Source organism: Nocardioides plantarum (assembly GCF_006346395.1).
In the GTDB taxonomy this organism is placed as follows: Bacteria; Actinomycetota; Actinomycetes; order Propionibacteriales; family Nocardioidaceae; genus Nocardioides; species Nocardioides plantarum.
In genome coordinates this window covers 537,796-559,779 of sequence record NZ_VDMS01000001.1, presented here as the reverse complement: position 1 = coordinate 559,779, position 21,984 = coordinate 537,796, and the positions used below count along the sequence as shown (strand labels likewise).

The 21,984-nt window shown below is 73.1% G+C and carries 15 protein-coding genes and 1 pseudogene; 8 read left to right on the top strand and 8 right to left on the bottom strand.

What is annotated here, in order from left to right; all coding sequences use genetic code 11:
• The first annotated feature begins 7 nt into the window (after window positions 1-7).
• Window positions 8-1,288: a thymidine phosphorylase gene (locus tag FJQ56_RS02570; RefSeq protein ID WP_140007628.1), complete on the top strand. Its 1,281-nt coding sequence runs from the start codon at window positions 8-10 to the stop codon at window positions 1,286-1,288.
• Between the two features lie 729 nt (window positions 1,289-2,017).
• Here FJQ56_RS02570 and FJQ56_RS02565 read toward each other — a convergent pair.
• Window positions 2,018-2,473, bottom strand: coding sequence for a MaoC family dehydratase (locus FJQ56_RS02565; protein ID WP_140007627.1), 456 nt, complete (start codon window positions 2,471-2,473; stop codon window positions 2,018-2,020).
• A gap of 33 nt (window positions 2,474-2,506) precedes the next feature.
• Between FJQ56_RS02565 and FJQ56_RS02560 the strand changes: the two genes are divergently transcribed.
• Both FJQ56_RS02560 and FJQ56_RS02555 read left to right on the top strand, forming a co-directional pair.
• Window positions 2,507-3,592, top strand: a complete 1,086-nt coding sequence (locus FJQ56_RS02560) for an adenosine deaminase (RefSeq protein WP_140007626.1) — start codon at window positions 2,507-2,509, stop codon at window positions 3,590-3,592.
• Window positions 3,585-4,748 carry a glycosyltransferase family 2 protein gene (locus tag FJQ56_RS02555; protein ID WP_140007625.1) on the top strand — a complete coding sequence of 388 codons (1,164 nt, stop codon included), beginning with the start codon at window positions 3,585-3,587 and terminating at the stop codon, window positions 4,746-4,748. Before FJQ56_RS02560 ends, FJQ56_RS02555 begins: the two co-directional genes overlap by 8 nt.
• On the opposite strand, the pseudogene FJQ56_RS22580 reads toward FJQ56_RS02555, so the two are convergent.
• From FJQ56_RS22580 to FJQ56_RS02540, 3 genes and pseudogenes are all read right to left on the bottom strand, one after another.
• A pseudogene (locus tag FJQ56_RS22580) lies at window positions 4,714-5,106 on the bottom strand (glycosyltransferase); the annotation flags it as partial. The gene FJQ56_RS02555 and the pseudogene FJQ56_RS22580 overlap by 35 nt on opposite strands.
• A 638-nt stretch (window positions 5,107-5,744) precedes the next feature.
• Complete coding sequence (locus tag FJQ56_RS02545) at window positions 5,745-7,031, bottom strand: nucleotide sugar dehydrogenase (protein WP_140007623.1); 1,287 nt, start codon at window positions 7,029-7,031, stop codon at window positions 5,745-5,747.
• Window positions 7,028-8,602, bottom strand: a complete 1,575-nt coding sequence (locus FJQ56_RS02540; protein WP_140007622.1) for a glycosyltransferase family 4 protein — start codon at window positions 8,600-8,602, stop codon at window positions 7,028-7,030. The genes FJQ56_RS02545 and FJQ56_RS02540 overlap by 4 nt, the downstream gene beginning before the upstream one ends.
• 229 nt (window positions 8,603-8,831) lie before the next feature.
• On the opposite strand from FJQ56_RS02540, the gene wecB reads away from it, so the two are divergent.
• From wecB to FJQ56_RS02515, 5 genes are read left to right on the top strand one after another with little or no spacing between them, the layout of a single operon-like run.
• Window positions 8,832-9,986: a non-hydrolyzing UDP-N-acetylglucosamine 2-epimerase gene (gene wecB / locus FJQ56_RS02535; protein ID WP_211350729.1), complete on the top strand. Its 1,155-nt coding sequence runs from the start codon at window positions 8,832-8,834 to the stop codon at window positions 9,984-9,986.
• A complete protein-coding gene (locus tag FJQ56_RS02530; RefSeq protein ID WP_140007621.1) occupies window positions 9,983-11,806 on the top strand; it encodes a glycosyltransferase family protein in 1,824 nt (607 codons plus the stop codon). The genes wecB and FJQ56_RS02530 overlap by 4 nt, the downstream gene beginning before the upstream one ends.
• Window positions 11,806-14,067 (top strand): acyltransferase family protein, encoded by a 2,262-nt coding sequence (locus FJQ56_RS02525; RefSeq protein WP_140007620.1) that lies wholly within the window; start codon window positions 11,806-11,808, stop codon window positions 14,065-14,067. The genes FJQ56_RS02530 and FJQ56_RS02525 overlap by 1 nt, the downstream gene beginning before the upstream one ends.
• Window positions 14,067-15,755 (top strand): glycosyltransferase, encoded by a 1,689-nt coding sequence (locus FJQ56_RS02520; protein ID WP_140007619.1) that lies wholly within the window; start codon window positions 14,067-14,069, stop codon window positions 15,753-15,755. The genes FJQ56_RS02525 and FJQ56_RS02520 overlap by 1 nt, the downstream gene beginning before the upstream one ends.
• A gap of 3 nt (window positions 15,756-15,758) precedes the next feature.
• Window positions 15,759-17,987, top strand: a complete 2,229-nt coding sequence (locus FJQ56_RS02515; protein WP_140007618.1) for a glycosyltransferase family 4 protein — start codon at window positions 15,759-15,761, stop codon at window positions 17,985-17,987.
• Between the two features lie 65 nt (window positions 17,988-18,052).
• On the opposite strand, the gene FJQ56_RS02510 is transcribed toward FJQ56_RS02515, so the two are convergent.
• From FJQ56_RS02510 to deoC, 4 genes are read right to left on the bottom strand one after another with little or no spacing between them, the layout of a single operon-like run.
• Complete coding sequence (locus FJQ56_RS02510; protein WP_140007617.1) at window positions 18,053-18,658, bottom strand: ATP-binding protein; 606 nt, start codon at window positions 18,656-18,658, stop codon at window positions 18,053-18,055.
• Window positions 18,659-18,669: 11 nt separating this feature from the next.
• On the bottom strand, window positions 18,670-19,551 hold the full coding sequence (locus FJQ56_RS02505) for an aldehyde dehydrogenase family protein (protein WP_140007616.1): 882 nt from the start codon (window positions 19,549-19,551) through the stop codon (window positions 18,670-18,672).
• Window positions 19,551-21,008, bottom strand: a complete 1,458-nt coding sequence (locus tag FJQ56_RS02500) for an aldehyde dehydrogenase family protein (RefSeq protein ID WP_211350728.1) — start codon at window positions 21,006-21,008, stop codon at window positions 19,551-19,553. The genes FJQ56_RS02505 and FJQ56_RS02500 overlap by 1 nt, the downstream gene beginning before the upstream one ends.
• 5 nt (window positions 21,009-21,013) lie before the next feature.
• Window positions 21,014-21,976 carry a deoxyribose-phosphate aldolase gene (deoC, locus tag FJQ56_RS02495; RefSeq protein ID WP_140007615.1) on the bottom strand — a complete coding sequence of 321 codons (963 nt, stop codon included), beginning with the start codon at window positions 21,974-21,976 and terminating at the stop codon, window positions 21,014-21,016.
• Window positions 21,977-21,984: the final 8 nt, after the last annotated feature.

Below are 21,984 nucleotides of genomic sequence, written 5' to 3'. Positions count from 1 at the left end.
TCGTCGGATGAGCAGTCACGACGCGGTCGAGGTGATCATCGCCAAGCGCGACGGCCACACCCTGAGCGACTCCCAGATCGACTGGGTGGTCGACGCCTACACCCGGGGTGAGGTCGCCGACGAGCAGATGTCGGCCCTGGCCATGGCGATCCTCATCAACGGCATGGAGCGCCCCGAGATCGCCCGCTGGACCGGGGCGATGATCGCCTCGGGCGAGCGGATGGACTTCTCCTCGCTCTCGCGCCCGACCGCCGACAAGCACTCGACCGGCGGGGTGGGCGACAAGATCACGCTGCCGCTGGCGCCCCTCGTGGCGGCGTGCGGCGTCGCCGTACCCCAGCTGTCGGGGCGCGGGCTCGGCCACACCGGCGGCACCCTCGACAAGCTCGAGTCGATCCCCGGCTGGAGGGCCGCGCTCAGCAACGCCGAGATGATGGCGCAGCTCGAGTCGGTCGGCGCCGTCATCTGCGCCGCCGGCGACGGCCTGGCCCCCGCCGACAAGAAGCTCTACGCGCTGCGCGACGTCACCGGCACCGTCGAGGCGATCCCGCTGATCGCCTCCTCGATCATGAGCAAGAAGATCGCCGAGGGCACCGGCGCGCTCGTCCTCGACGTCAAGGTCGGCACCGGCGCCTTCATGAAGGACGTCGAGCGGGCCCGTGAGCTCGCCGAGGTGATGGTCGCCCTCGGCACCGACGCCGGCGTCCGTACGACGGCCCTGCTGACCGACATGTCGGTGCCCCTCGGCCTCACCGCCGGCAACGCCATCGAGGTCGCCGAGTCGGTCGAGGTCCTCGCCGGAGGTGGCCCCGCCGACGTCGTCGAGCTCACCCTCGCCCTGGCCCGCGAGATGCTCGCCGGCGCCGGCCGCGACGACGTCGACCCCGCTGACCGCCTCGCCGACGGCTCCGCCATGGACGCCTGGAAGGCGATGATCCGCGCCCAGGACGGCGACCCCGACGCCGCGCTCCCGGTGGCCCGGGAGTCCCACGTGGTGGTGGCGCCGTCGTCCGGCGTGCTGACCCGTCTCGACGCCATGGCCGTCGGCCTCGCCGCCTGGCGCCTCGGCGCCGGCCGCGCCCGCAAGGAGGACCCCGTGCAGGCGGGAGCCGGCGTCGTCTGGCACGCGCGGCCCGGTGACCCGGTGGTAGCCGGGGCGCCGCTCTTCACGCTGCTCACCGACGAGCCCGCCCGCTTCGACCGCGCCCTCGCCTCGCTCGAGGGCGGCTGGGAGATCGGGTCCGCTGCTCCCGCCGCGTCGGCGTTGGTCATCGACCGGGTGAGCTGATCCCACGTCGGTCGAGGTGCGAGGCGCGCCAGCGTCGAGCCTCGAGACCACCGCAGGGGTACGCCGGTCTGTAGCGACGTCTTCTCGTCGCGGGTCACTGGTCGTTCGGGTCGGGCGGCGGCGCGCGTAGCAGACCGCGTCTCGGCGTCAAGGACGCTTCGCGCCGCTTCGCGGCGGCCTTCGGCCGTCCTTGACCCCGAGCCTCTCGCGGTCTGCTTCGGCGCGCGCACCAACGGCGAGGTCTCGCTTCGCTCGCTCGCCGTCGCCTGCGCCGCCGCCCGACCCTCAGATGTCCCGCAGGTCCCATGGTTCCCGAGAGTGCTCTCAGGTCGGCGGAAAGGGGTGTCCGCGCTGGACGAGGGCGCGGCGCAGCCCGCCCTTGTCTGCGCCCTCAAGCATTCCGGGAGAGGCTCGCGGTCAAGGACGCCCGCAGGGCGCCGCGCAGCGGCGGAGCGAAGCGACGTCCTTGACGGCGAGACCCGGAATGCTAGGCGCGCGGACACCACGACCCCGCGGATCCCGCGCCGGGGAGAGCCCCGATCCGGCGAAACCTGGGGTGAAGTCGGGCGGGTTGGCTGCGGGGGTCTCGAGGCTCAGGCCTGGCGGCCTTCGCACCTCGACCGACGTGGGGGTGAAGTCGGGTGGGTTGGCTGCGGGGGTCTCGAGGCTCAGGCCTGGCGGCCTTCGCACCTCGACCGACGTGGGCTCTCGTCCGTCGCCGTACGGCGGTCAGTCGGCGAGCAGGACGACCAGCATCTCGGCGACGCAGGCCGGCTTGGGCTCGCCGTCGATCTCGATGACGTGCTTCATGGTGAGCTGCTTGCCGGCGGGGAGGTCGTCGACGGCGAGGAGGGTGACGACGTCGCGGATGCGCTGCCCGACCTTGACGGGGTTCGGGAAGCGGACCTTGTTGAGGCCGTAGTTGAGCTTGGCGCCGGGGGTCTCGAAGGCGAAGACGCTGGTGCCGAGGTGGGGGATGAGGGAGAGCGTGAGGTAGCCGTGGGCGATCGGGCCGCCGAAGGGGCCGGCGTTGGCGCGCTCGACGTCGACGTGGATCCACTGGTGGTCGTCGGTGGCGTCGGCGAAGGTGTCGACGCGGTCCTGGGTGACCTCGAGCCACTCCCCGGTGCCGAGCTCCTCACCGGCCGCGGAGGCGACCTCGTCGAGGGTGCTGAAGGTGCGCATCGGTGCCTCCGTCAGGGGTGGTTGGATGATCGGATGGAACCTACACGCGAGCAGGTGCGGGCCGTACCCAAGGTGCTGCTGCACGACCACCTCGACGGTGGGCTCCGCCCGGCGACGATCCTCGAGCTCTCCGGGGAGATCGGGCACGAGCTGCCCACCCACGAGAGCGCCGAGGCCCTGGGCGACTGGTTCGCGTCGGCGGCCGACTCGGGTTCGCTGGAGCGCTACCTGGAGACCTTCGACCACACGGTGGCGGTGATGCAGACGGCGCCGGCGCTGGCCCGGGTCGCGCGCGAGTGCGTCGAGGACCTCGCCGCCGACGGCGTGGTCTACGCCGAGATCCGCTACGCGCCCGAGCAGCACGTCGAGGAGGGCCTGAGCCTCGACGAGGTGGTCGCGGCCGTGCAGGCCGGGTTCGAGGAGGGGGTCGCGGCCGCGGTGAGCGCCGGCCGCACGATCGTCGTACGCCAGCTGCTGACCGCGATGCGCCACCAGGCCCGCTCCATGGAGATCGCCGAGCTGGCGGTCGCCTGGCGCGACCGGGGCGTGGCCGGGTTCGACATCGCCGGGGCCGAGGCGGGCTACCCGCCCACCCGACATCTCGACGCCTTCGAGTACCTCCAGCGTGAGAACTCCCACTTCACGATCCACGCCGGCGAGGGGTTCGGGCTGCCGTCGATCTGGCAGGCCATCCAGTGGTGCGGCGCCGACCGGCTGGGTCACGGCGTCCGCATCGTCGACGACATCACCGTGCACGACGACGGGACCGTCGCACTGGGCCGCCTCGCGTCCTACGTCCGCGACCAGCGGATCCCGCTCGAGATGTGCCCCGCCTCCAACGTGCAGACCGGCGCGGCCACGAGCATCGCCGAGCACCCCATCGGGCTGCTCAAGAGCCTGCGCTTCCGGGTCACCGTCAACACCGACAACCGGCTGATGAGCCGGACCTCGATGACCGACGAGATGACGGCCCTGGTCGAGGCGTTCGGCTACGGGTTCGCCGACCTGCGCTGGTTCACGATCAACGCGATGAAGTCGGCGTTCCTGCCGTTCGACGAGCGGCTCGCGATCATCGACCAGGTGATCAAGCCGGCGTACGCCGCCCTGCTCGATGGCTGAGCCGGGGCCCTCGACGCCGCCGGTGCCGGTCTCCCTCGTGATGCCGGTGCTCGACGAGGAGCTCCACCTCGAGCAGGCCGTACGCCGGGTGCTCGACCAGGACTACGACGGCCCCATCGAGCTGGTCCTGGCCGTCGCGCCCTCGAGCGACCGGACCGCCGAGATCGCCGAGCGGCTCGCCGCCGCGGACCCCCGCGTCCGGGTCGTGGCCAACCCGGCGCGGCGGACCCCGAACGCCCTCAACCTGGCGATCGCAGCAGCCTCGCACGACTACGTGGTGCGCGTGGACGCCCACGGGTTCATCCCGCCGCACTACCTCCGGACGGTGGTCGGGCTGCTCCAGGAGACAGGCGCGGCCAACGTCGGCGGCTTGATGCACGCCGAGGGCGACACCGACTTCGGTCGCGCGGTCGCGCGGGCGATGACCTCGCCGCTCGGCATCGGCAGCGCGTCGTTCCACGTCGGCGGGCAGGCGGGCCCCGCCCAGACGGTCTACCTCGGGGCCTTCCGGCGCGACGCGCTCGAGGCCGTCGGGGGGTTCGACGAGCACTTCTGGCGCGCCCAGGACTGGGAGCTCAACTACCGGCTGCGGGCGGCGGGGGAGACGATCTGGTTCACCCCCGACCTCGCGGTCAGCTACGCGCCGCGGCGCTCACCGCGGGCCCTGGCCCGGCAGTTCCACGGCTCGGGCCGCTGGCGGCGCGAGATGGTGCGCCTGCACCCCGACACCGCCTCGCTGCGCTACCTCGCCCCTCCGATCGTCACCGCCGCGGTCGCCCTCGGCACGGCCCTGGGGATCGCCGGCCTCGTCGCCCTGCCCGTCGCGCCGACGCCGGTCGCGGTGGTGCTGCTGCTGGGCTGGCTGGCCCCGGTGGGCTACGGCCTCGGCGTGCTGGCCGCCACCGCGGCGATGGGCCGCGGGCTGCCGCGCGGCGTCAGGCTCCGGCTGCCGGTGGTGGTCGCGATCATGCACCTGACGTGGGGGGCGGGCTTCCTGCGCTCGATCCCGCGGGAGCGGCGCCGGATGCGGCCACGTCCGCAAGGGCCGCAACGAACCCCTCCGCCGCTCGGCCCCAGTCGAGGTGGTCCCGAGCGTAGGAATGACCCGCAGCGCCCAGGCGACGACGCAGCGCCGGGTCGTCCGCCAGGCGCCTGAGCGCGTCGGCGGCCGCCGCGCTGTCGGCGTGGGGGACCACGATCCCGCCGCCGGAGCGCTCGACCAGCTCGCGGGCCAGGGGCAGCGGCGTGGTCACGACCGGCACCCCGTGGGCGAGGTAGTCGATGACCTTCGACGGCTGGCTGTGCCGGTAGTTGGGCAGGTCGTGCAGCAGCGACAACCCGGCGTAGGACCCGTCGACGACGGTCATCGCCTGCGCCAGCGGGAGGAAGCCGTGCCAGGTGACCTCGCCGGCCGCCACGGCGCGCTCGATCAGGGCGGTCGACTCGGCGTCGGCGTGGCCGACGAGCTCGACGCGGATCCCGTCGGCCCGCACCGACCGGGCGACCTCGAGCATCTCGGCGACCCCGCGAGCCCGGGTCAGGTGGCCGACGTAGACCGCGCGGGGCACGTCGGGCGCAGGCGTCGTGCCGGGGACCGGGGACAGGTTGGGCACGACGGGGTGCGGCCGACGGAACCGCTCGGCGTACGCCGTCTCAGCGAGGAGCAGGTGGACCCGGCGCTCCGCGGCGCGCTCGGCCACGCGCACCCCCGCGGCAGCCGGACGTCGCAGCGGGCGCGGCACCCACGCCTTGGTCGCCAGCGCGGCGGCGGTGTCCTCGTGCACGTCCCAGACCACCGGTGCCGACCCCGACGGCAGGCGGACCGTCGCCAGCAGCAGCTCGGGGTCGTGGAGCACGACCACGTCGTGGCGCGGGGCCTCGGCGACCAGGAGCCGACGGGCGGCGCGCAGGGCGGTCAGTCGCCGCCTCCCGGCCGCGCGCGGCAGGACGACCGACGTCAGGCCGGGGGCGTCGGCCGGCACGACCCCGTGCCCGTCGAACGCCGCCGCGTAGGTGACCCGCCAGCCGTGGGCCAGCAGCGCGGCGATCTGACGCTGCCGGATGCGGGCGTCGTCGGGGCGGTGCACGACGGTGACGACCAGGGCACTCGGCACGTGGCCCGCCCCGGTCGTCCCGTCGTCCGGCACCGGGATCAGAGCCGGTGCGCCGTGCCGCGCTTGGTGGCGCCGCGGGTGTCGAAGAACAGGGCGGAGGCCTCGACCAGCGCCTGCACGTCGTAGGCGGTGTGCTGCTGCACCAGGACGACGAGGTCGGCGTCGCCGAGCTGGTCGAGCTCGACGCGGGTCACCGGCACGCCCGGGGTCCACTCGGTCACGTGCGGGTCGTGGTAGCCGAGGTCGGCCCCCAGCTCGCTGAGCCGCTTGGCCAGCGGGACCGCCGGCGACTCGCGCTGGTCGGCGATGTCGGGCTTGTAGGTGATGCCGAGCAGGACGACCTTGCTGCCCTTCATCGGCTTGCCGACCTCGTTGAGCACGTTCTGCGCGCGCTGGGCGACGTAGGCCGGCATCGTGGCGTTGATCTCCTCGGCCAGCTCGACGAACCGGAACGGGTAGCCCAGGCGCGCCCGCACGTTGTGCGAGAGGTAGTTGGGGTCGATCGGGATGCAGTGGCCGCCGACGCCGGGACCCGGGCGGAAGGCCTGGAAGCCGAACGGCTTGGTCGCCGCGGCGTTGATGACGTCCCACAGGTCGATGCCGAGGTCGTGGCAGAACCGGGCCATCTCGTTGACCAGCGCGATGTTGATGTGGCGGTAGGTGTTCTCGAGGAGCTTGGCCGTCTCGGCCTCGGTCGGGCCGGCGGCCTCGACGACCGTGTCGACGACCTGGCTGTAGAACGCGGCCGCGCGCTTGGTGCAGCCCTCGGTCAGGCCGCCCACGATCTTGGGCGTGGTGCGCAGCGTGTAGACCTTGTTGCCGGGGTCGATCCGCTCGGGCGAGAAGGCCAGCGCGAAGTCGGTGCCGGCAACCAGGCCGGACGCCGCCTCGAGGGCCGGGCGGATGACGTCGGTCGTGGTGCCGGGGTAGGTCGTCGACTCGAGGACGACCAGCTGGCCGGCCTTGAGGTGACGGCCGATCGCAGCGGTCGCGGAGTTGACGGCGCCGAGGTCGGGGCCGCCCTCGGGCGACAGCGGCGTCGGCACGCAGATGACGGCGGTGGTGGCTCGGTCGAGGATGCTCTCGTCGCGGGTGGCCACGAAGCCGCGGCTGACCATGTCGGCGACGTCCTGGTCGCTGAGGTCGTCGACGTGCGAGCGACCGGAGTTGAGGCCGTCGACGACGGCTGCGGTCACGTCGTACCCGGCGACCCGGAGTCCCGACAGGGCCGCCTCGTGGGCCAGGGGCAGGCCGACGTAGCCGAGCCCGATGACGACCAGGTCGATCTGGTCGGTGGCGGTGTCTGCGGCGGTGGGGCTGTTCATGCGGGTGTCTCCTCGCGCTGGTGGATGAGCTGGGTGTAGAGGTCTGAGTAGAGGGACGCGACGGCCGACCAGGTGTGGGTCGCCGCGACGTGCTCGGCGGCGGCCCGGCCGAGCCGGCGCCGCAGGTCGGGATCGGTCGCCAGGGTGCGCAGGGCGGCGGCCAGCGCCACGGGGTCGCCGGGGGCGACCCGGAGCCCGGTCTCGCCGTCGCGCACCAGCCCGAGGGTCGGCGGCAGGTCGGAGGCCACCACGGGCCGGCCGAGGGCCATCGCCTCGACGGGCTTGAGCGGCGGGACCAGCCGGGTGACCGGCAGGTCGAGGCGGGGGAGGGCGGACACGTCGGCGGCCAGCAGCCACCGGCGTACGTCGTCGGGCGGCACGGCTCCGAGCAGCGTCACCGGCAGGCCTTCGGCGAGCCGGGCGAGCCGGTCGCGCTCGGGGCCGTTGCCGACCACGAGCAGCCGGACCGTCGGCCCGCCGGGCGTCGTGGACGCGGCCGCCTCGGACGCGAGGAGACCGATGGCCCCGACCAGCACGTCGAGGCCCTCGTAGGCGTTGAGCGTGCCGACGGCCGCGACGACGAGGTCGTCGTCGGCGAAGCCGAGCGAGGCGCGCAGCGCGGCCGCGGCGGCGCGGTCGGCGTCGTCGACCCTCAGCCAGGCCTCGTCGACGGCGTTGGGGGCCAGGTGGATGCGGTCACCGTCGATCCCGCGGGCCACGAGCTCGTCGCGCATGCTGGGCGACAGGGTGACCACGGCGTCGGCGTGTCGTGCGCACCAGGTCTCGGCGTCGCGGGTCAGCCGGTAGTGCTCGGTGAGGGTGCGGTCGGGGTCGGCGCTGCGCCGGGTCTCCTCCTGGAAGCCGCGCACCTCGTAGACGACGGGGACGCCGAGCCGACCGCCCACGGTCAGCGCGACCTGGGCGTTGACGTGGGTGCTGTGGGCGTGGAGCACGCCGGCGCCGGCCTGCTCGACCAGCGCCTGCGTGAGAGAAGCGTCACGGGCCAGGCCGTGGTCGGCACGCGCGGGGAGCGTCGCCAGCAGGCGTCGGTAGTCGACGCCGTCGAGGGCGACGAGGGCGTCGGCCCGCAGGTGGCCCCGGGTGACCGGGAAGCCGAGTCGGGTGACGACCTGGACCCGGTGCCCGGCCGCGGCCTGGGCGCGGGCGATGCGGTGGGTGCGCACGGTGTAGCCGGCCACCGTCTCGGGCAGGGCGGCCGTCACGAGGTGGGTGACGCCGACCGGGACGTCGGCACGGGCGCGGACGGGAGCGTGGCGGGGCCCCGGGGACGGCGCGGCCGCGGTTCGCGGGTCGGGCCGCAGATCGGGCCGCAGGGCGGCCACCTCGCCCTGCAGGCGGGCGGCGCGCCGGCGTCGTCCGCTCCGCCGCGCCTGGGTCGCGGCCACCGTGGGCCACTCCCGGGTGGCCGAGGCACGGTCGCTCGACGGGGCCGGCAGGACGCTGCGGGCACGGGCGGGCAGGACCCGCCGCGCGATGCGGAGGGCGTGGCCCGGACCCTGGTCGAGGTGTCGGCGCGCGACCGAGGCGGCGATGAGGGGGTGCCAGGGCACGACTCGGCTTCCTCCTCGGGGTCTTGGCTCGGCTGGGGCGATGGCTCAGGGTGCGAGGTGGCCGGACCCGCCGCGCCGATGCGTAACACGCCACCGATTCCCAGTAGATTAGAGCAGGTTTTCCCGCCTCCGCGACTCGGCCTGCCGTGTCGCCCCGCCTCACCTGTGTCGACCCGTGTCGCCTCGTGTCACCCCTGTCACCCGTTCCCGATGACTGGAGATCTCGCTCGTGCCTGACCCCGCTGGCCTCCCGCCCACCTCGGAGCCGACCTCGGCCCCGACCCCGGCGCTGACCGCGCTGCACGTCACCGGCGCGCGCCCCAACTTCCCCAAGGCCGCGCCCGTGCTGGCCGCGCTCGCCGAGCGCGGCGTGCGCAACGTGCTCGTCCACACCGGGCAGCACTACGACGACGCCATGTCCGACGTCTTCTTCCGCGAGCTCGGCATCCCCCGCCCCGACATCAACCTCGGCGTCGGCTCGGGCACCCACGCCACGCAGACCGCCGCGGTGCTGGTCGGCATCGAGGACCTCGTCCTCAACGGCGAGCACGGGCGCCCCGACGTCATCGTCGTCTACGGCGACGTCAACTCCACCGTCGCGGCCGCCCTGGTCGCCGCCAAGCTGCAGATCCCGCTGGCCCACGTCGAGGCCGGTCTGCGTAGCTTCGACCGCTCGATGCCCGAGGAGGTCAACCGACTCGTCACCGACCGCCTGTCCGACCTGCTGCTGGCCACCAGCGCCGACGCCGTCGAGCACCTGACCCACGAGGGCACCCCGGCCGAGGCCATCCACCTGGTCGGCAACCCGATGATCGACACCCTGCTGGCCAACATCGACCGCTACGACGTCGATGCGGCCCGCGAGGCGCACGGCCTGACCGGTCCCTACGCCGTCGGCACGCTCCACCGCCCCGGCAACGTCGACGACCCCGAGGACGTCAAGGCCCTGGTCCGTGCGCTCCACGGCGTCGCCGACCAGCTGCCGGTCGTCATCCCGCTCCACCCGCGCGGTCGCGCGGGCCTCGAGGCCGCCGGCCTGCTCGACCACGACGGCATCCGCGTGGTCGACCCGATCGGCTACATCGACTTCATGGGCCTGGTCCGCGGCGCGTCCGTCGTGGTGACCGACTCCGGCGGCGTGCAGGAAGAGACCACCGTCCTGGGCGTGCCCTGCCTGACCCTGCGGCCCAACACCGAGCGCCCGGTGACGATCACCCACGGCACCAACCAGCTCGTGACCCGAGACAACCTCGCGCAGGCCGTCAAGGAGGTCCTCGCGGCCCCCGGTGGCGACCACCCGGTGCCCCCGCTCTGGGACGGCCACGCCGGCCCTCGCATCGCCGAGGTCATCGTGTCCTTCCTGGCGGAGCGGGAGAGCGTGTGAGTCGGGCCCAGGACGCCCTCAAGCGACGAGCCCGCAAGGGCGCCAAGCGCGCCGTCGTCACCCTGCGCCGGGCCCGCACCCGCACCCGGGTGCTCGGCGGGCGACGCGACGTCCCCAAGCTCGACGCCGTGACCCTGCCGCGTCACGCCCCCGCCCGTGACGTGCACGCAGCCGTCGTCCTCGACGAGTTCTCCGTGCTGGCCCTGGGCTACGAGTGGCGCCAGACCCCGGTGCGCCCCGACTCCTGGCGGGCCGCGCTCGAGGCCGACCGCCCCGACGTCCTGTTCGTCGAGTCGGCCTGGAACGGCAACGACGGCACCTGGCGGCTCCACCTCACCGGGAGCCCGAGCGAGGAGCTGCAGGCCCTCGTGGCTTGGTGCCGCGAGCAGCAGGTCCCGACGGTCTTCTGGAACAAGGAGGACCCGCCCAACTACGACCTGTTCCTCGAGACCGCACGGCTGTTCGACCAGGTCTTCACCGTCGACGCCGACCGCATCCCGCACTACAAGTCCGACCTGGGCCACGACCGCGTCGACCTGCTGCAGTTCGCCGCGCAGCCCCAGATCCACAACCCCGTACGCCGCGGCAAGGGCCGGGTCTACCCGGTCGCCTTCGCCGGCACGTGGTTCGCCGACAAGCACCCCGACCGACGCCGTCAGCTGACCTACCTGCTGAGCCCGGCGCGCGACTTCGGCCTGCACATCTGGTCGCGGATGATGTCGGAGGACAAGCGCTACCAGTTCCCGCGGGAGTTCTCTCCCTACGTGGTCGGCAGCCTGCCCTACCCCAAGATGCTGGCCGGCTACACCGCCTACCAGGTGTTCCTCAACGTCAACTCGGTCACCACCAGCAAGACCATGTGCAGCCGCCGGCTCTTCGAGCTGTCCGCGGCGCAGACCGCGATCATCTCCACGCCGTCCCCGGCGATCGCCCCGGTGTTCGGCGCCGACGTCGAGGTCGTCCACGACTCCGACGAGACCCGGGCCGCCCTCGAGGTCCTGCTCGGCCACGACGACCTGCGCGAGCGGCGTGCCCTGCACGCCCACCGCACCGTCTTCGACGACCACCTCTACGAGCACCGCGTCGCCGCGGTGCTGCGCGCGGTCGACGTGCCGCACGAGGCCGACCTCGGCAAGTCGGTCAGCCTACTGATCCCGACGCGCCGCCCCGAGCAGCTCGACCACGTGCTGCGGTTCGTCGCGGCGCAGTCGTGGACCAACCGCCAGCTCGTGCTGGTGCCCCACGGCTTCGACGTGCCCGACGACCTCGCCGAGCGCGCGGCCGAGATCGGCGTGCCCGACCTCGTCGTCCGCCCTGCCGACCGGTCGCTCACGCTCGGTGCCTGCCTCAACGTCGCGCTCGACGCCGCCGACGGCGACCTGGTCGCCAAGCTCGACGACGACAACCTCTACCTGCCGCACTACCTGACCGACCTGGTCCGCGCCCACGCCTACGCGCAGGCCGACGTCGTCGGCAAGTGGGCCCACTTCGTCCACCTCGAGCAGAGCGGCGCCGTGCTGCTCCGCTTCGCCGAGCACGAGCACCGCCACACCGACCTGGTCCAGGGCGGCACGATCCTCACCTCGCGCGAGCGGGCCCGCGAGGTCGGCTTCCCCGACCTGCCGCGCGCGGTCGACACCAACTTCCTGCGCTCCATCCACGCCGGAGGCGGCACGGTCTACGCCGCCGACCGGTTCAACTTCGTGTCCGTGCGTCGCGCGGCCGGCGGCCACACGTGGTCGATCTCCGACAACGAGATCCTGCGCCGCTCCTCGCGACTGCTCTTCCACGGTGACCCTGCCCGACACGCGGAGGCCTGATGACCCTGCTCGACCGCCCCGGAAACCCCGGGAGCTCCGACGACGGCCGGCCCTCCGGCAAGCGCGCGGCCCGACCCAGCGGCGCCGTCGGCGGCCACCGGATCCGCAAGGACGTCGAGGGCCTGCGCGCCATCGCCGTCCTGCTGGTGCTGCCCTACCACGCCGGACTCAAGCTGCTCCACGGCGGCTTCGTCGGCGTCGACGTCTTCTTCGTGATCTCCGGGTTCGTGATCACCGCGCAGCTGCTGCGCGAGGCCGACCGTGACGGTCACGTCTCGCTGGGCCGTTTCTACGCCCGGCGCGCCAAGCGCCTGCTGCCGGCCGCCGGGCTGGTGCTGGTCGCGACCGCGGCGATGGTCTACTTCCTGGTCCCCAAAATCCGGTGGGCCAACACCGGTGGCGACATCGTCGCCTCGGCCCTCTACTTCATCAACTACCACCTCACCGGCCGGGCGGTCGACTACCTCAACGAGGACATCGCCAAGTCCCCGGTGCAGCACTACTGGTCGCTGTCGGTCGAGGAGCAGTTCTACTTCGTGTGGCCGCTCCTGGTGCTCCTGGCCATCTGGATCACCAACCGGATGCACCGCAAGGCCACCGCCGCGGCCGGCGCGGTCGACTCCGGGGAGAGCCCGTCGGGGCCCCCGCTCTTCCGCCCGGTGCTCCTGGCCGTGATCGGGAGCCTCGCCCTGGTCTCGCTGATCTGGTCGACCTACTCCGCCCACCACTCGCCCGACTCGGCCTACTTCGACACGACCGGACGCATGTGGGAGTTCGCCGCCGGCACCATCGTGGCGATCCTGATCACCCGCTTCGACCGGTTCCCGCAGTGGTTCGGCGCGGCCCTGGCCTGGACCGGGCTCCTGATGATCCTCGCGGCCGGCTTCTTCTACACCGACGCCACGACCTGGCCCGGCGCGGCCGCGCTGCTGCCGATCCTCGGCGCCAGCTTCTTCATCGCGGGTGGCGCCGCGGCCGGGTCCAAGGGGCCGGTCCTCATCCTCGGCAACCGGCCGATCCAGTTCATCGGAGCCCTGACCTACTCGCTCTACCTGTGGCACTGGCCGCTGCTGACCGTGGCCCGCGACCGCTACGACGGCATCTCGGTCCCGGTCGGCATGCTCATCGTGATCTTGTGCGTGATCCCGGCGTGGCTGTCCTACAAGTTCGTCGAGAACCCCATCCGCCACTCGAAGTTCGTCTCCGACCACGTCCGGGTCGCCCTCGGTGTCGGCGTCGTGTCGACGCTGATCGCCGTGGTGGCCGGGCTGATGCTGGCGCTCGGCTTCGCCAACGCGAGCTCGACGAGCAGCGGACCGGCGCCGACCAGTCCGTTCGCCACCGACCTCCCGTCGGCCGTCGCACCCGACGAGCCCTGGGACTACGACGCGCTCCCGGCTCCTCCTCTGCCCACCCCACCGAAGACGTACGGCAGCCTGGGTGACATCACCCCCAACCCGCTCGCGGCCGTCGAGGACGTGCCCGACCTCTACGACCAGGGCTGCCAGACCGCCCAGGACTCGGCCGAGGTCAACGTGTGCACCTACGGCCCCGACGACGCCGACCTCACGATCGCGGTCGTCGGCGACTCCAAGGCGGCCCAGTGGGTGCCGGCCCTGCAGGCGCTGACCGAGAAGAACAACTGGAAGGTCACGACCTACACCAAGTCGGCGTGCCCGTTCGTCGACGCCTCCGTCACGCTCAACGGCGAGGCCTACTCGACCTGCCGCGACTGGGGCAAGGACGTCCTCAGCCGCCTGACCGGCGACGAGAAGCCCGACGTCGTGCTCACCGCCCAGGCCCGGCGGACCGCCATCGTCGACGAGAACGGCGACCCCAAGGACACCAGCGAGGACGCGATGCGCGCCGGCATGGAGTCCTACTGGAAGAAGCTCCAGGACGCCGGGGTCAAGGTGGTCGGCCTCGCCGACACCCCGCAGACGTTCAAGGAGGTCTACACCTGCGTGTCCGAGGAGTTCGACAAGGACGTCACCCCGTGCGGCTACGACCGCCAGAAGGGCGTCGACGCCAGCGGGCTCTCGGTGCAGCGGGAGGCAGCCGAGAAGGCCAAGATCCCGTTCCTCGACATGACCGACTACATCTGCCCCGAGGGCAAGACCTGCCCGCCGATCGTCGGCAACATCCTCGTCTACCGACAGGGCTCCCACATCACCAAGACCTACGTCGAGTCGCTCGCCCCGGTCCTGGGCCGCGCCCTCGAGAACGCCGTCACCTGGTCCGAGAAGCAGGGAGACAACTGATGAAGCTCACCTGGCCCGAGTCGCTGTCCGCCGTCCTGCCCTGGAGCCGCGCCGCCGAGGAGGAGCCGACCGGGCCCGTCCCCGTCGTGCCCCACCGGATCGAGCCGGCCCTGCCCGGCCTGCGGGTGGCCGTCCACGCCTCCGAGCGGCTCAGCGCCGCGCTCGACCGCGAGTGGCGCCAGGTGCCCTTGGCTCCCGGCGTCCGGCCCCGGGCCGACCTGGCCCTGGTCGAGGTCGCCGACGGCGTCGAGGTCCCCGAGGGGCTCGACCTCGGCGACGTCCCCCTGGTCGTGTGGGTCACCGCGGCCCGCCCGGCCGCCAAGCACACCGCGCTGCTCGCGCAGGCGACCCACGTCTACGTCGCCCTCGCCTCCCAGCTCGCCGCATGGCAGGCCGTGGCGCCCTCGGCCCGGCTGCTGGCCCCGGCCGGCTCGAGCCGGCTGCGTCCCGCCCCGCCGGAGCCGCGCCACGGTGCGGTCCTGGTCGTCGACGGCCCGGTCGCGCCCGAGCCCGCGGCGCTGACCGCCGCGGTGCTGCTGCCCGGCCTGCGTCCGCTCATCGACCCCGAGACCGGTGACCCCGAGCTGCTCCGCCTGGCCCGTCTCGACCCGACCGTGCGCGTCGCGCGCGTCCTGGCCAAGCGGGTCACCGACCTCACCGAGCCCGCCGGCCTCGACGACCTGCTGTCCGACGCCGCGGTGCTGGCCGACGGCCCGCGTCGCGCGCCCGACGACACCTGGACCCTGCTCGCCGCCGCCGCCGCGGGCACGCCCGTCGTCGGTCTCGGTGACCTGACGACGCCCGAGGGGCTCGACGTACCGACGCACGTCGACGCGCGCACCTGGCGCGGCGACCTGGTCGCCCGCATCCACCAGCCCGAGCTGCGCGACCGCGAGGGCCTGGCCCTGGCGCGTGCGGTGCGCCACGGTCACTCGCTGACCTCGCGCGTGGCCACCATGGCCGACGCGATCGGCTTCGAGCGTCCGGCACCGCTGCGCAGCGTCTCGGCGATCGTCGCGACCAACCGGCCGCACGAGCTCGACACCGTGCTGGCCAACGTCGGCCGCCAGGTGCACCCTGCGGTCGAGCTGGTCCTGGTGCTGCACGGCTTCGACCTCGACCAGGGCGAGCTCAAGGAGCGCGCCACCGCGGCCGGGGTGACGTCGTTGACCGTCGTCGAGGCGCCCGTCGAGCTCACGCTCGGGGCCTGCCTCAACCTCGGCATCGACGCCGCTGGCGGCGACTACCTCGCCAAGCTCGACGACGACAACTACTACGGCGCCCACTACCTCACCGACCTCGTCGACGCGTTCGACTCGACCGGTGCCGGCGTCGTCGGCAAGTGGGCCCACTACGTCTGGCTGCGCGGCAGCGAGGCCGTCGTGCTGCGCTACCCCGACGCCGAGAACACCTACCAGCGACGCATCCAGGGCGGGTCGATGGTCTTCGACGGCGACCTCCTGCGCCGCATCCGCTTCAGCGACCTGCCCCGGGGCGTCGACTCCGACGTGCTCGACCGCGCCCTCGCCGAGGGCGTCCCGGTCTGGTCCGGGGACCGGTTCAACTACGTCTCCATCCGCGAGTCCGACACCTCCGGGCACACCTGGACCGTCGCCGAGCGCACCTTCATGACCGCCACCGGCCGCCTGGTCTTCCACGGCGACCCCCGCACCCACGTCGAGGTCTGACCCATGGCCCAGAGCCTGCGCCTGCGCACCCGTCGCTACGTCCGCCGTACCGGGGCGGCGGTCGTCAGCGCCGCTGCCGACCGCCTGCCCGGCGAGGGCGTGCCCGGCCCCGGCGCCGCCCACCCCCTCGTGGCCCGCGCCCTCCTGGCCGACGCCCGGCGGGCCCTGCGCCTGGAGAAGGACGCCGCCAAGGCCACGCGCCTGATCGAGCGGGTGCTCGGTGACGACCTCACCGGCACCCAGCGCAGCGAGGCGTGGTCGCTGCTGTCCGAGGTCCGTCGTACGTCGGGCGACCAGGCGGGTGCTCGGGAGGCGGCTGCCCAGGCCGTCGCGTCGGAGCCGGTGGCCTTCACGGCGCTGCTCGAGCGCCATCGCGTGCTCGGCAACCCGACCGGGCCCGACGACACCCACCGTTTCGCCGCCCTGACCGCGATCCTGCGCGCCGAGCCGCGCAACCGCAAGAACCTCGACCGGGCCCTGGCCGTCCTGCCCTACAGCACGCTGGACGAGATCGAGGCCTACCGCGCCCGCCTGGCCGCGTGGGGCCGCCACGGTCTCGAGACCGTCCTGGCCGAGGCCGCGCAGGAGATCGTCCTCGTCGACGCGACCGACCTGCCGGCGGCGCTGGAGACCGCGACGCAGACGCTGCTGCGTCCGGTGCCCGTGGTGGCCCGGGCCCTGGTCCGTCGCGGCGAGTGGGAGCTGCTGGCCGACTACGTCGACGCCCACCCGGTCAACCGGGCCGGTGCCGGTGTGCACGTCGCCGCCGCTGCGCTCGAGCTGCGCCGAGCGGCCAGCACCGCGCTCAAGAAGGGCCGGGCCCGCGTCGCCCGCCGGCTCGCCGCGCACGCGCTCGCGCTCGCGCCCGACGACACATGGGCTCGCGAGACCTGGACCACGGCGCGCGACCTCGTCGACGTCGTCGACCACGGCTGGTCCTTCACCCCGGTCAACCCGACCCGCCGCTACCTCCCGCGCCCCGACGCGGTGCTCTCGGTGCTGGCGCAGTCGATGCCCCACACCTCCGGCGGCTACGCCACCCGCACCCACGGGGTGCTGACCGGCCTCGCGGCCCGCGGCTGGGACGTGCGGGCCGTCACCCGTCCCGGGTTCCCCCATGACCGGTGGGCGAGCAGCGACCGCCGCGTCGTCGCCCCCGTCGACGTGGTCGACGGCATCACCTACCAGCGGATCCTGACCCAGGACCGGCGCTACCCGCAGTTCCCCCTGCAGAACTACATCGACCGCTACACGAAGGCGCTCGAGGTCATCGCCCGCGAGCACCGGCCCGCGGTCATCCACGCCAGCTCGTTCCACGTCAACGGGCTCGCCGCCCAGGCCGTGGCCGCCAAGCTCGGCGTGCCGTTCGTCTACGAGATGCGTGGCCTCGAGGAGCTGATGAAGGTCTCGCGCGACCCGTCGTTCGAGACCTCCGAGCGGCACGCGTTCACCGCCGGGCTCGAGACCGGCATCGCCCAGCACGCCGACCGCGTCTTCGTCATCACCCACGCCCTGCGCGAGCTGATGATCGAGCGTGGGGTGCCGGCCGAGAAGCTCGTGGTGCTCCCCAACGGCGTCCACACCGACCGCTTCGAGCGCCGTCCGCGCGACCCCGAGCTGGCCGCCGAGCTCGGCGTGGTCGGCAAGACCGTCATCGGCTACGCCGGCGGGCTCGTCGACTACGAGGGCCTCGACCTGCTGCTGCGGGCCGTGCACGAGCTGGTCTCGCGTCGCGACGACCTGCACCTGGTCGTGGTCGGCGACGGCCACGTCGAGGGCCGCCTGCACGCGCTCGCCGACCAGCTCGACCTCGGCCGGCACGTCACCTTCACCGGCCGCGTGCCGCACGACGACGTCGCCCGCTACCTCTCGCTCGTCGACATCGCCCCGTTCCCACGGCTGCCGCTGCCGGTGTGCGAGGCCATCTCGCCGATCAAGCCGTTCGAGTCGATGGCCATGGGCAAGGCGGTCATCGTCTCCTCCGTCGCCGCCCTCACCGAGATCGTCGACGACGGCAACACGGGCCTGGTGTTCGAGAAGGGCGACGCCAGCGACCTGGCCCGCGTCATCGAGCGGTACGCCGACGACGCCGACCTCCGGGCCCGCATGGGCGAGAACGCCCGCACGTGGGTGCGCGCCGAGCGCGACTGGTCCCACATCACCGGCATCGTCGACGACGTCTACGCCGAGCTGGTCCCCGAGGCCGCCGCCCGGGCCGCGGGTCGACGCTGAACCACGGGTAGTGCCGCCGGGCCCGGCCAGGACCGGGCCGGTGTCAGGCCGGGGCCAGGCCAGGTTCAGGAGACCGTGGCGCGCAGGCGCTCGACCTCGGCGGCGGCCTCGTCGGGCTTGACCGGGCGGCACCCCAGCTCGGCCGCGTGCGCGACGACGTGGCGCTGCTCGTGCATCAGCGCCAGGCCGCGTCGCACGAGCACCAGGGGCGGCTTGCGGTGCTCGCGCAGGTCTCGCACCAGTCGCAGCCAGAACGTGACGATCGGGGCCCGTCGCACGCAGTAGGCGGCGGCGAGCAGACCCTCCTCGCGCAGCCGCGGCACCACCTCCTGGGCGAAGATCCCCTCGGCGACCACGAACGGGGCCCCGGCGAGGTCGAGGTGCTGCCAGCCCGTGCGACCGTCACGCGCGAGCTCGTAGACCGGGACGTCGCCGCCCCCGTCGCGGCACAGGGCGATCGCGGCGGCCACGGCGTCGTCGCACAGCCACGAGTCGGGGTGGTCCCAGTCGACCAGGCCGGCGTTGGCGCCCTCGGTGATGCGGGGGAGCGTCGGGTCGCCGCCGTCCTTGTAGAAGTCGTCGAGCCGCAGGACCGGCAGTCCGAGGCGTTCGGCGAGGCGCGACTTGCCCGACCCCGAGGGACCGGCGAGCACGATGACGCGGGCAGGCATGGGTGTGTGTCTCAGACACCCATCGGGTGCCAGACCGTCTTGATCTCGACGAAGTCGGTCATGGTGTCGAGGCCGGGCGTCACGGTCCAGTCGGGCTCGGCGGCCGGTGCGCGACGTACCCGCTTGAGGTTGTCGGCCGCGGCCACCTCGAGGGCGGTGGTGAGGTCGGTGTCGCCGGCCGCGCCGGTGAGGTCGATGGCGTTGACGTCCATGTGCGAGGCGAGCCAGGGGCCGATCGTCGCGGCCGAGCCGGTGAGGATGTTGATGACCCCGCCGGGCACGTCGGAGGTGGCCAGGACCTCGGAGAACGTGACCGCCGGCAATGGCCGCTCGTAGGAGGACACGACGACCACGGTGTTGCCGGTGACGATCGCGGGGGCGATCACCGAGACCAGGCCCAGCAGGGACGACGCCTGCGGGGCCAGCACCGCGACGACGCCGGTCGGCTCGGGGGTCGAGAGGTTGAAGAACGGCCCGGCCACCGGGTTGGCGTTGCCGACGACCTGGGTCAGCTTGTCGGCCCAGCCGGCGTACCAGACGAGGCGGTCGACGGCTGCGTCGACGGCCGCGGTGGCCTTGCTGGAGCTGAGCCCCTCGGACTGCTGGACCGCGGCGAGGAACTGCGGGCGGCGGTCCTCGACCAGCTCGGCGACGCGGTAGAGGATCTGCGCGCGGTTGTAGGCGGTGCGACCCGACCAGCCGCCGACGGCCTTGCGGGCGGCGACGACGGCGTCGCGGGCGTCCTTGCGCGAGGCGAGGGCTGCGTTGGCCACGAACTCTCCCTTGGCGTCGTTGACGACGTAGGAGTATCCCGACTCCGAGCGCGGGAACGCGCCGCCGATGAACAGCTTGTAGGTCTTGCGGACGTCGATGCGGGTGGTGTCGCGGGCCATCAGAGGTCGCCGCCCTTCAGGTAGGCGGACAGTCCGTGGCGACCGCCCTCGCGGCCCTGGCCCGACTCCTTGTAGCCGCCGAACGGGCTCGTGGGGTCGAACTTGTTGAACGTGTTGGCCCAGACCACACCGGCCTTGAGCGCGCCGGCCATGTGCAGGATCAGCGAGCCCTTCTCGGTCCAGACACCGGCCGACAGGCCGTACGGCGTGTTGTTGGCCTTCTCGACGGCCTCGGAGGGCGTGCGGAAGGTCAGCACCGAGAGCACCGGTCCGAAGATCTCCTCGCGGGCGATCCGGTGGGCCTGGGTGACACCGGTGAAGAGCGTCGGCGGGAACCAGAACCCGCGCTCGGGCAGGTCGCACGGCGGCGACCAGCGCCCGGCTCCCTCGACCTCGCCGATGTCGCTCAGCTCGCGGATGCGCGCCAGCTGGGCGGCGGAGTTGATCGCTCCGACGTCGGTGTTCTTGTCGAGGGGGTCACCGAGGCGCAGGGTGCCCATCCGGGTCTTGAGCTTGGCGAGCAGCTCCTCGGCGATCGACTCCTGGACCAGCAGTCGCGAGCCGGCGCAGCAGACGTGGCCCTGGTTGAAGAAGATGCCGTTGACGATGCCCTCGACGGCCTGGTCGATGGGGGCGTCGTCGAAGACGATGTTGGCGGCCTTGCCGCCCAGCTCGAGGGTGACCTTCTTGGTGGAGCCGGCGACCGAGCGCGCGATGGCCTTGCCGACGGCGGTCGAGCCGGTGAAGGCGACCTTGTCGACGCCGGCGTGGTCGACGATCGCCTGGCCGGTGGCACCGGCGCCGGTCACGATGTTGACGACGCCGGCCGGCAGGTCTGCCTGCTGGCAGATCTCGGCGAACAGCAGCGCGGTCAGGGGCGTGGTCTCGGCGGGCTTGAGCACGACGGTGTTGCCGCAGGCCAGGGCGGGCGCGATCTTCCAGGCCAGCATCAGCAGGGGGAAGTTCCACGGGATGATCTGGCCGGCCACGCCGATCGGGGTCGTGCCGTAGCCGGAGTGCTCGAGCTTGTCGGCCCACCCCGCGTAGTAGAAGAAGTGCGCGGCGACGATGGGGACGTCGACGTCGCGCGACTCCTTGATCGGCTTGCCGTTGTCGAGGGACTCGAGCACGGCGAGCTCGCGGGCGCGCTCCTGGATGATCCGGGCGATGCGGTAGAGGTACTTGGCGCGCTCGCTGCCCGGCATCCGCGACCACACGCGGTCGTAGGCACGGCGGGCGGCCTTGACCGCCGCGTCGACGTCGGCGGCGTCGGCCTCGGCGACCTCGGCGAGGACCTCCTCGGTGGCCGGGCTGATCGTCTTGAACGCCGAGCCGTGCCCGTCGACGAACTCGCCGCCGATGAACAGGCCGTAGGACGGCTTGAGGTCGAGGACGCTGCGCGACTCGGGCGCGGGGGCGTAGGTGAACAGGTCGGTGGTCGAGCTTGTCGAGACCATGTTTCTCAATCCAGGGTGAAGTAGTCGGGACCGGAGTAGCGCCCGGTGGTCAGCTTGGTGCGCTGCATCAGCAGCTCGTTGAGCAGGGTCGAGGCGCCGAAGCGGAACCAGTCGGGGTCGAGCCAGTCGGGGCCGGTGACCTCGTTGACCATCACGAGGTACTTGATCGCGTCCTTGGCGGTGCGGATGCCACCGGCGGGCTTGACGCCCACCATCTGGCCGGTCGACTCGCGGAAGTCGCGGACGGCCTCAAGCATCACCAGCGTCACCGGCAGCGTGGCGGCCGGCTGGACCTTGCCGGTCGACGTCTTGATGAAGTGGGCGCCGGCCAGCATGGCCAGCCAGCTCACCCGGCGTACGTTGTCGAGGGTCTGCAGCTCGCCGGTCTCGAAGATGACCTTGAGGTGGGCGTCCTCGCCGTCGGTGCGGACGCACGCCTCGCGCACGGCGACGATCTCGTCGAAGACGTGGAGGTAGCGGCCCGAGAGGAACGCACCGCGGTCGATGACCATGTCGATCTCGTCGGCCCCGGCCTCCACCGCGTCACGGGTGTCGGCCAGCTTGATGTCGAGCGCCGCGCGGCCGCTGGGGAACGCCGTGGCGACAGCCGCGACGTTGACGCCGGAGGAGCCGAGCGTCGCCTTGGCCGTGGCCACCATGTCGGGGTAGACGCAGACCGCGGCGACCTGGGGGCAGGAGCCGTCGGCGGGGTCGGGCCGCATCGCCTTCGACGCCAGCGCCGTGACCTTGCCGGGGGTGTCGGAGCCCTCGAGCGTGGTCAGGTCGACCATCGAGATGGCCAGGTCGAGGGCCTGGGCCTTGGCCGTGGTCTTGATCGAGCGGGTGCCGAGCGAGGCGGCTCGGGCCTCGGCGCCGACCTGGTCGACACCCGACAGGCCGTGCAGGAAGCGACGCAGCGAGGCCTCGGACCGGGTGACGTCGGACAAGTCCGTAGCGAGTGCGGGCATCGGCCCAG

Bases quoted from the DNA above. Each gene is read 5' to 3' on its own strand.
- FJQ56_RS02570 (WP_140007628.1), top strand. From the start codon at position 8: ATGAGCAGTCACGACGCGGTCGAGGTGATCATCGCCAAGCGCGACGGC.
- FJQ56_RS02565 (WP_140007627.1), bottom strand. From the start codon at position 2,473: ATGCGCACCTTCAGCACCCTCGACGAGGTCGCCTCCGCGGCCGGTGAG.
- FJQ56_RS02560 (WP_140007626.1), top strand. From the start codon at position 2,507: ATGGAACCTACACGCGAGCAGGTGCGGGCCGTACCCAAGGTGCTGCTG.
- FJQ56_RS02555 (WP_140007625.1), top strand. From the start codon at position 3,585: ATGGCTGAGCCGGGGCCCTCGACGCCGCCGGTGCCGGTCTCCCTCGTG.
- FJQ56_RS02545 (WP_140007623.1), bottom strand. From the start codon at position 7,031: ATGAACAGCCCCACCGCCGCAGACACCGCCACCGACCAGATCGACCTG.
- FJQ56_RS02525 (WP_140007620.1), top strand. From the start codon at position 11,806: ATGACCCTGCTCGACCGCCCCGGAAACCCCGGGAGCTCCGACGACGGC.
- FJQ56_RS02520 (WP_140007619.1), top strand. From the start codon at position 14,067: ATGAAGCTCACCTGGCCCGAGTCGCTGTCCGCCGTCCTGCCCTGGAGC.
- FJQ56_RS02515 (WP_140007618.1), top strand. From the start codon at position 15,759: ATGGCCCAGAGCCTGCGCCTGCGCACCCGTCGCTACGTCCGCCGTACC.
- FJQ56_RS02510 (WP_140007617.1), bottom strand. From the start codon at position 18,658: ATGCCTGCCCGCGTCATCGTGCTCGCCGGTCCCTCGGGGTCGGGCAAG.
- FJQ56_RS02505 (WP_140007616.1), bottom strand. From the start codon at position 19,551: ATGGCCCGCGACACCACCCGCATCGACGTCCGCAAGACCTACAAGCTG.
- FJQ56_RS02500 (WP_211350728.1), bottom strand. From the start codon at position 21,008: ATGGTCTCGACAAGCTCGACCACCGACCTGTTCACCTACGCCCCCGCG.
- deoC (WP_140007615.1), bottom strand. From the start codon at position 21,976: ATGCCCGCACTCGCTACGGACTTGTCCGACGTCACCCGGTCCGAGGCC.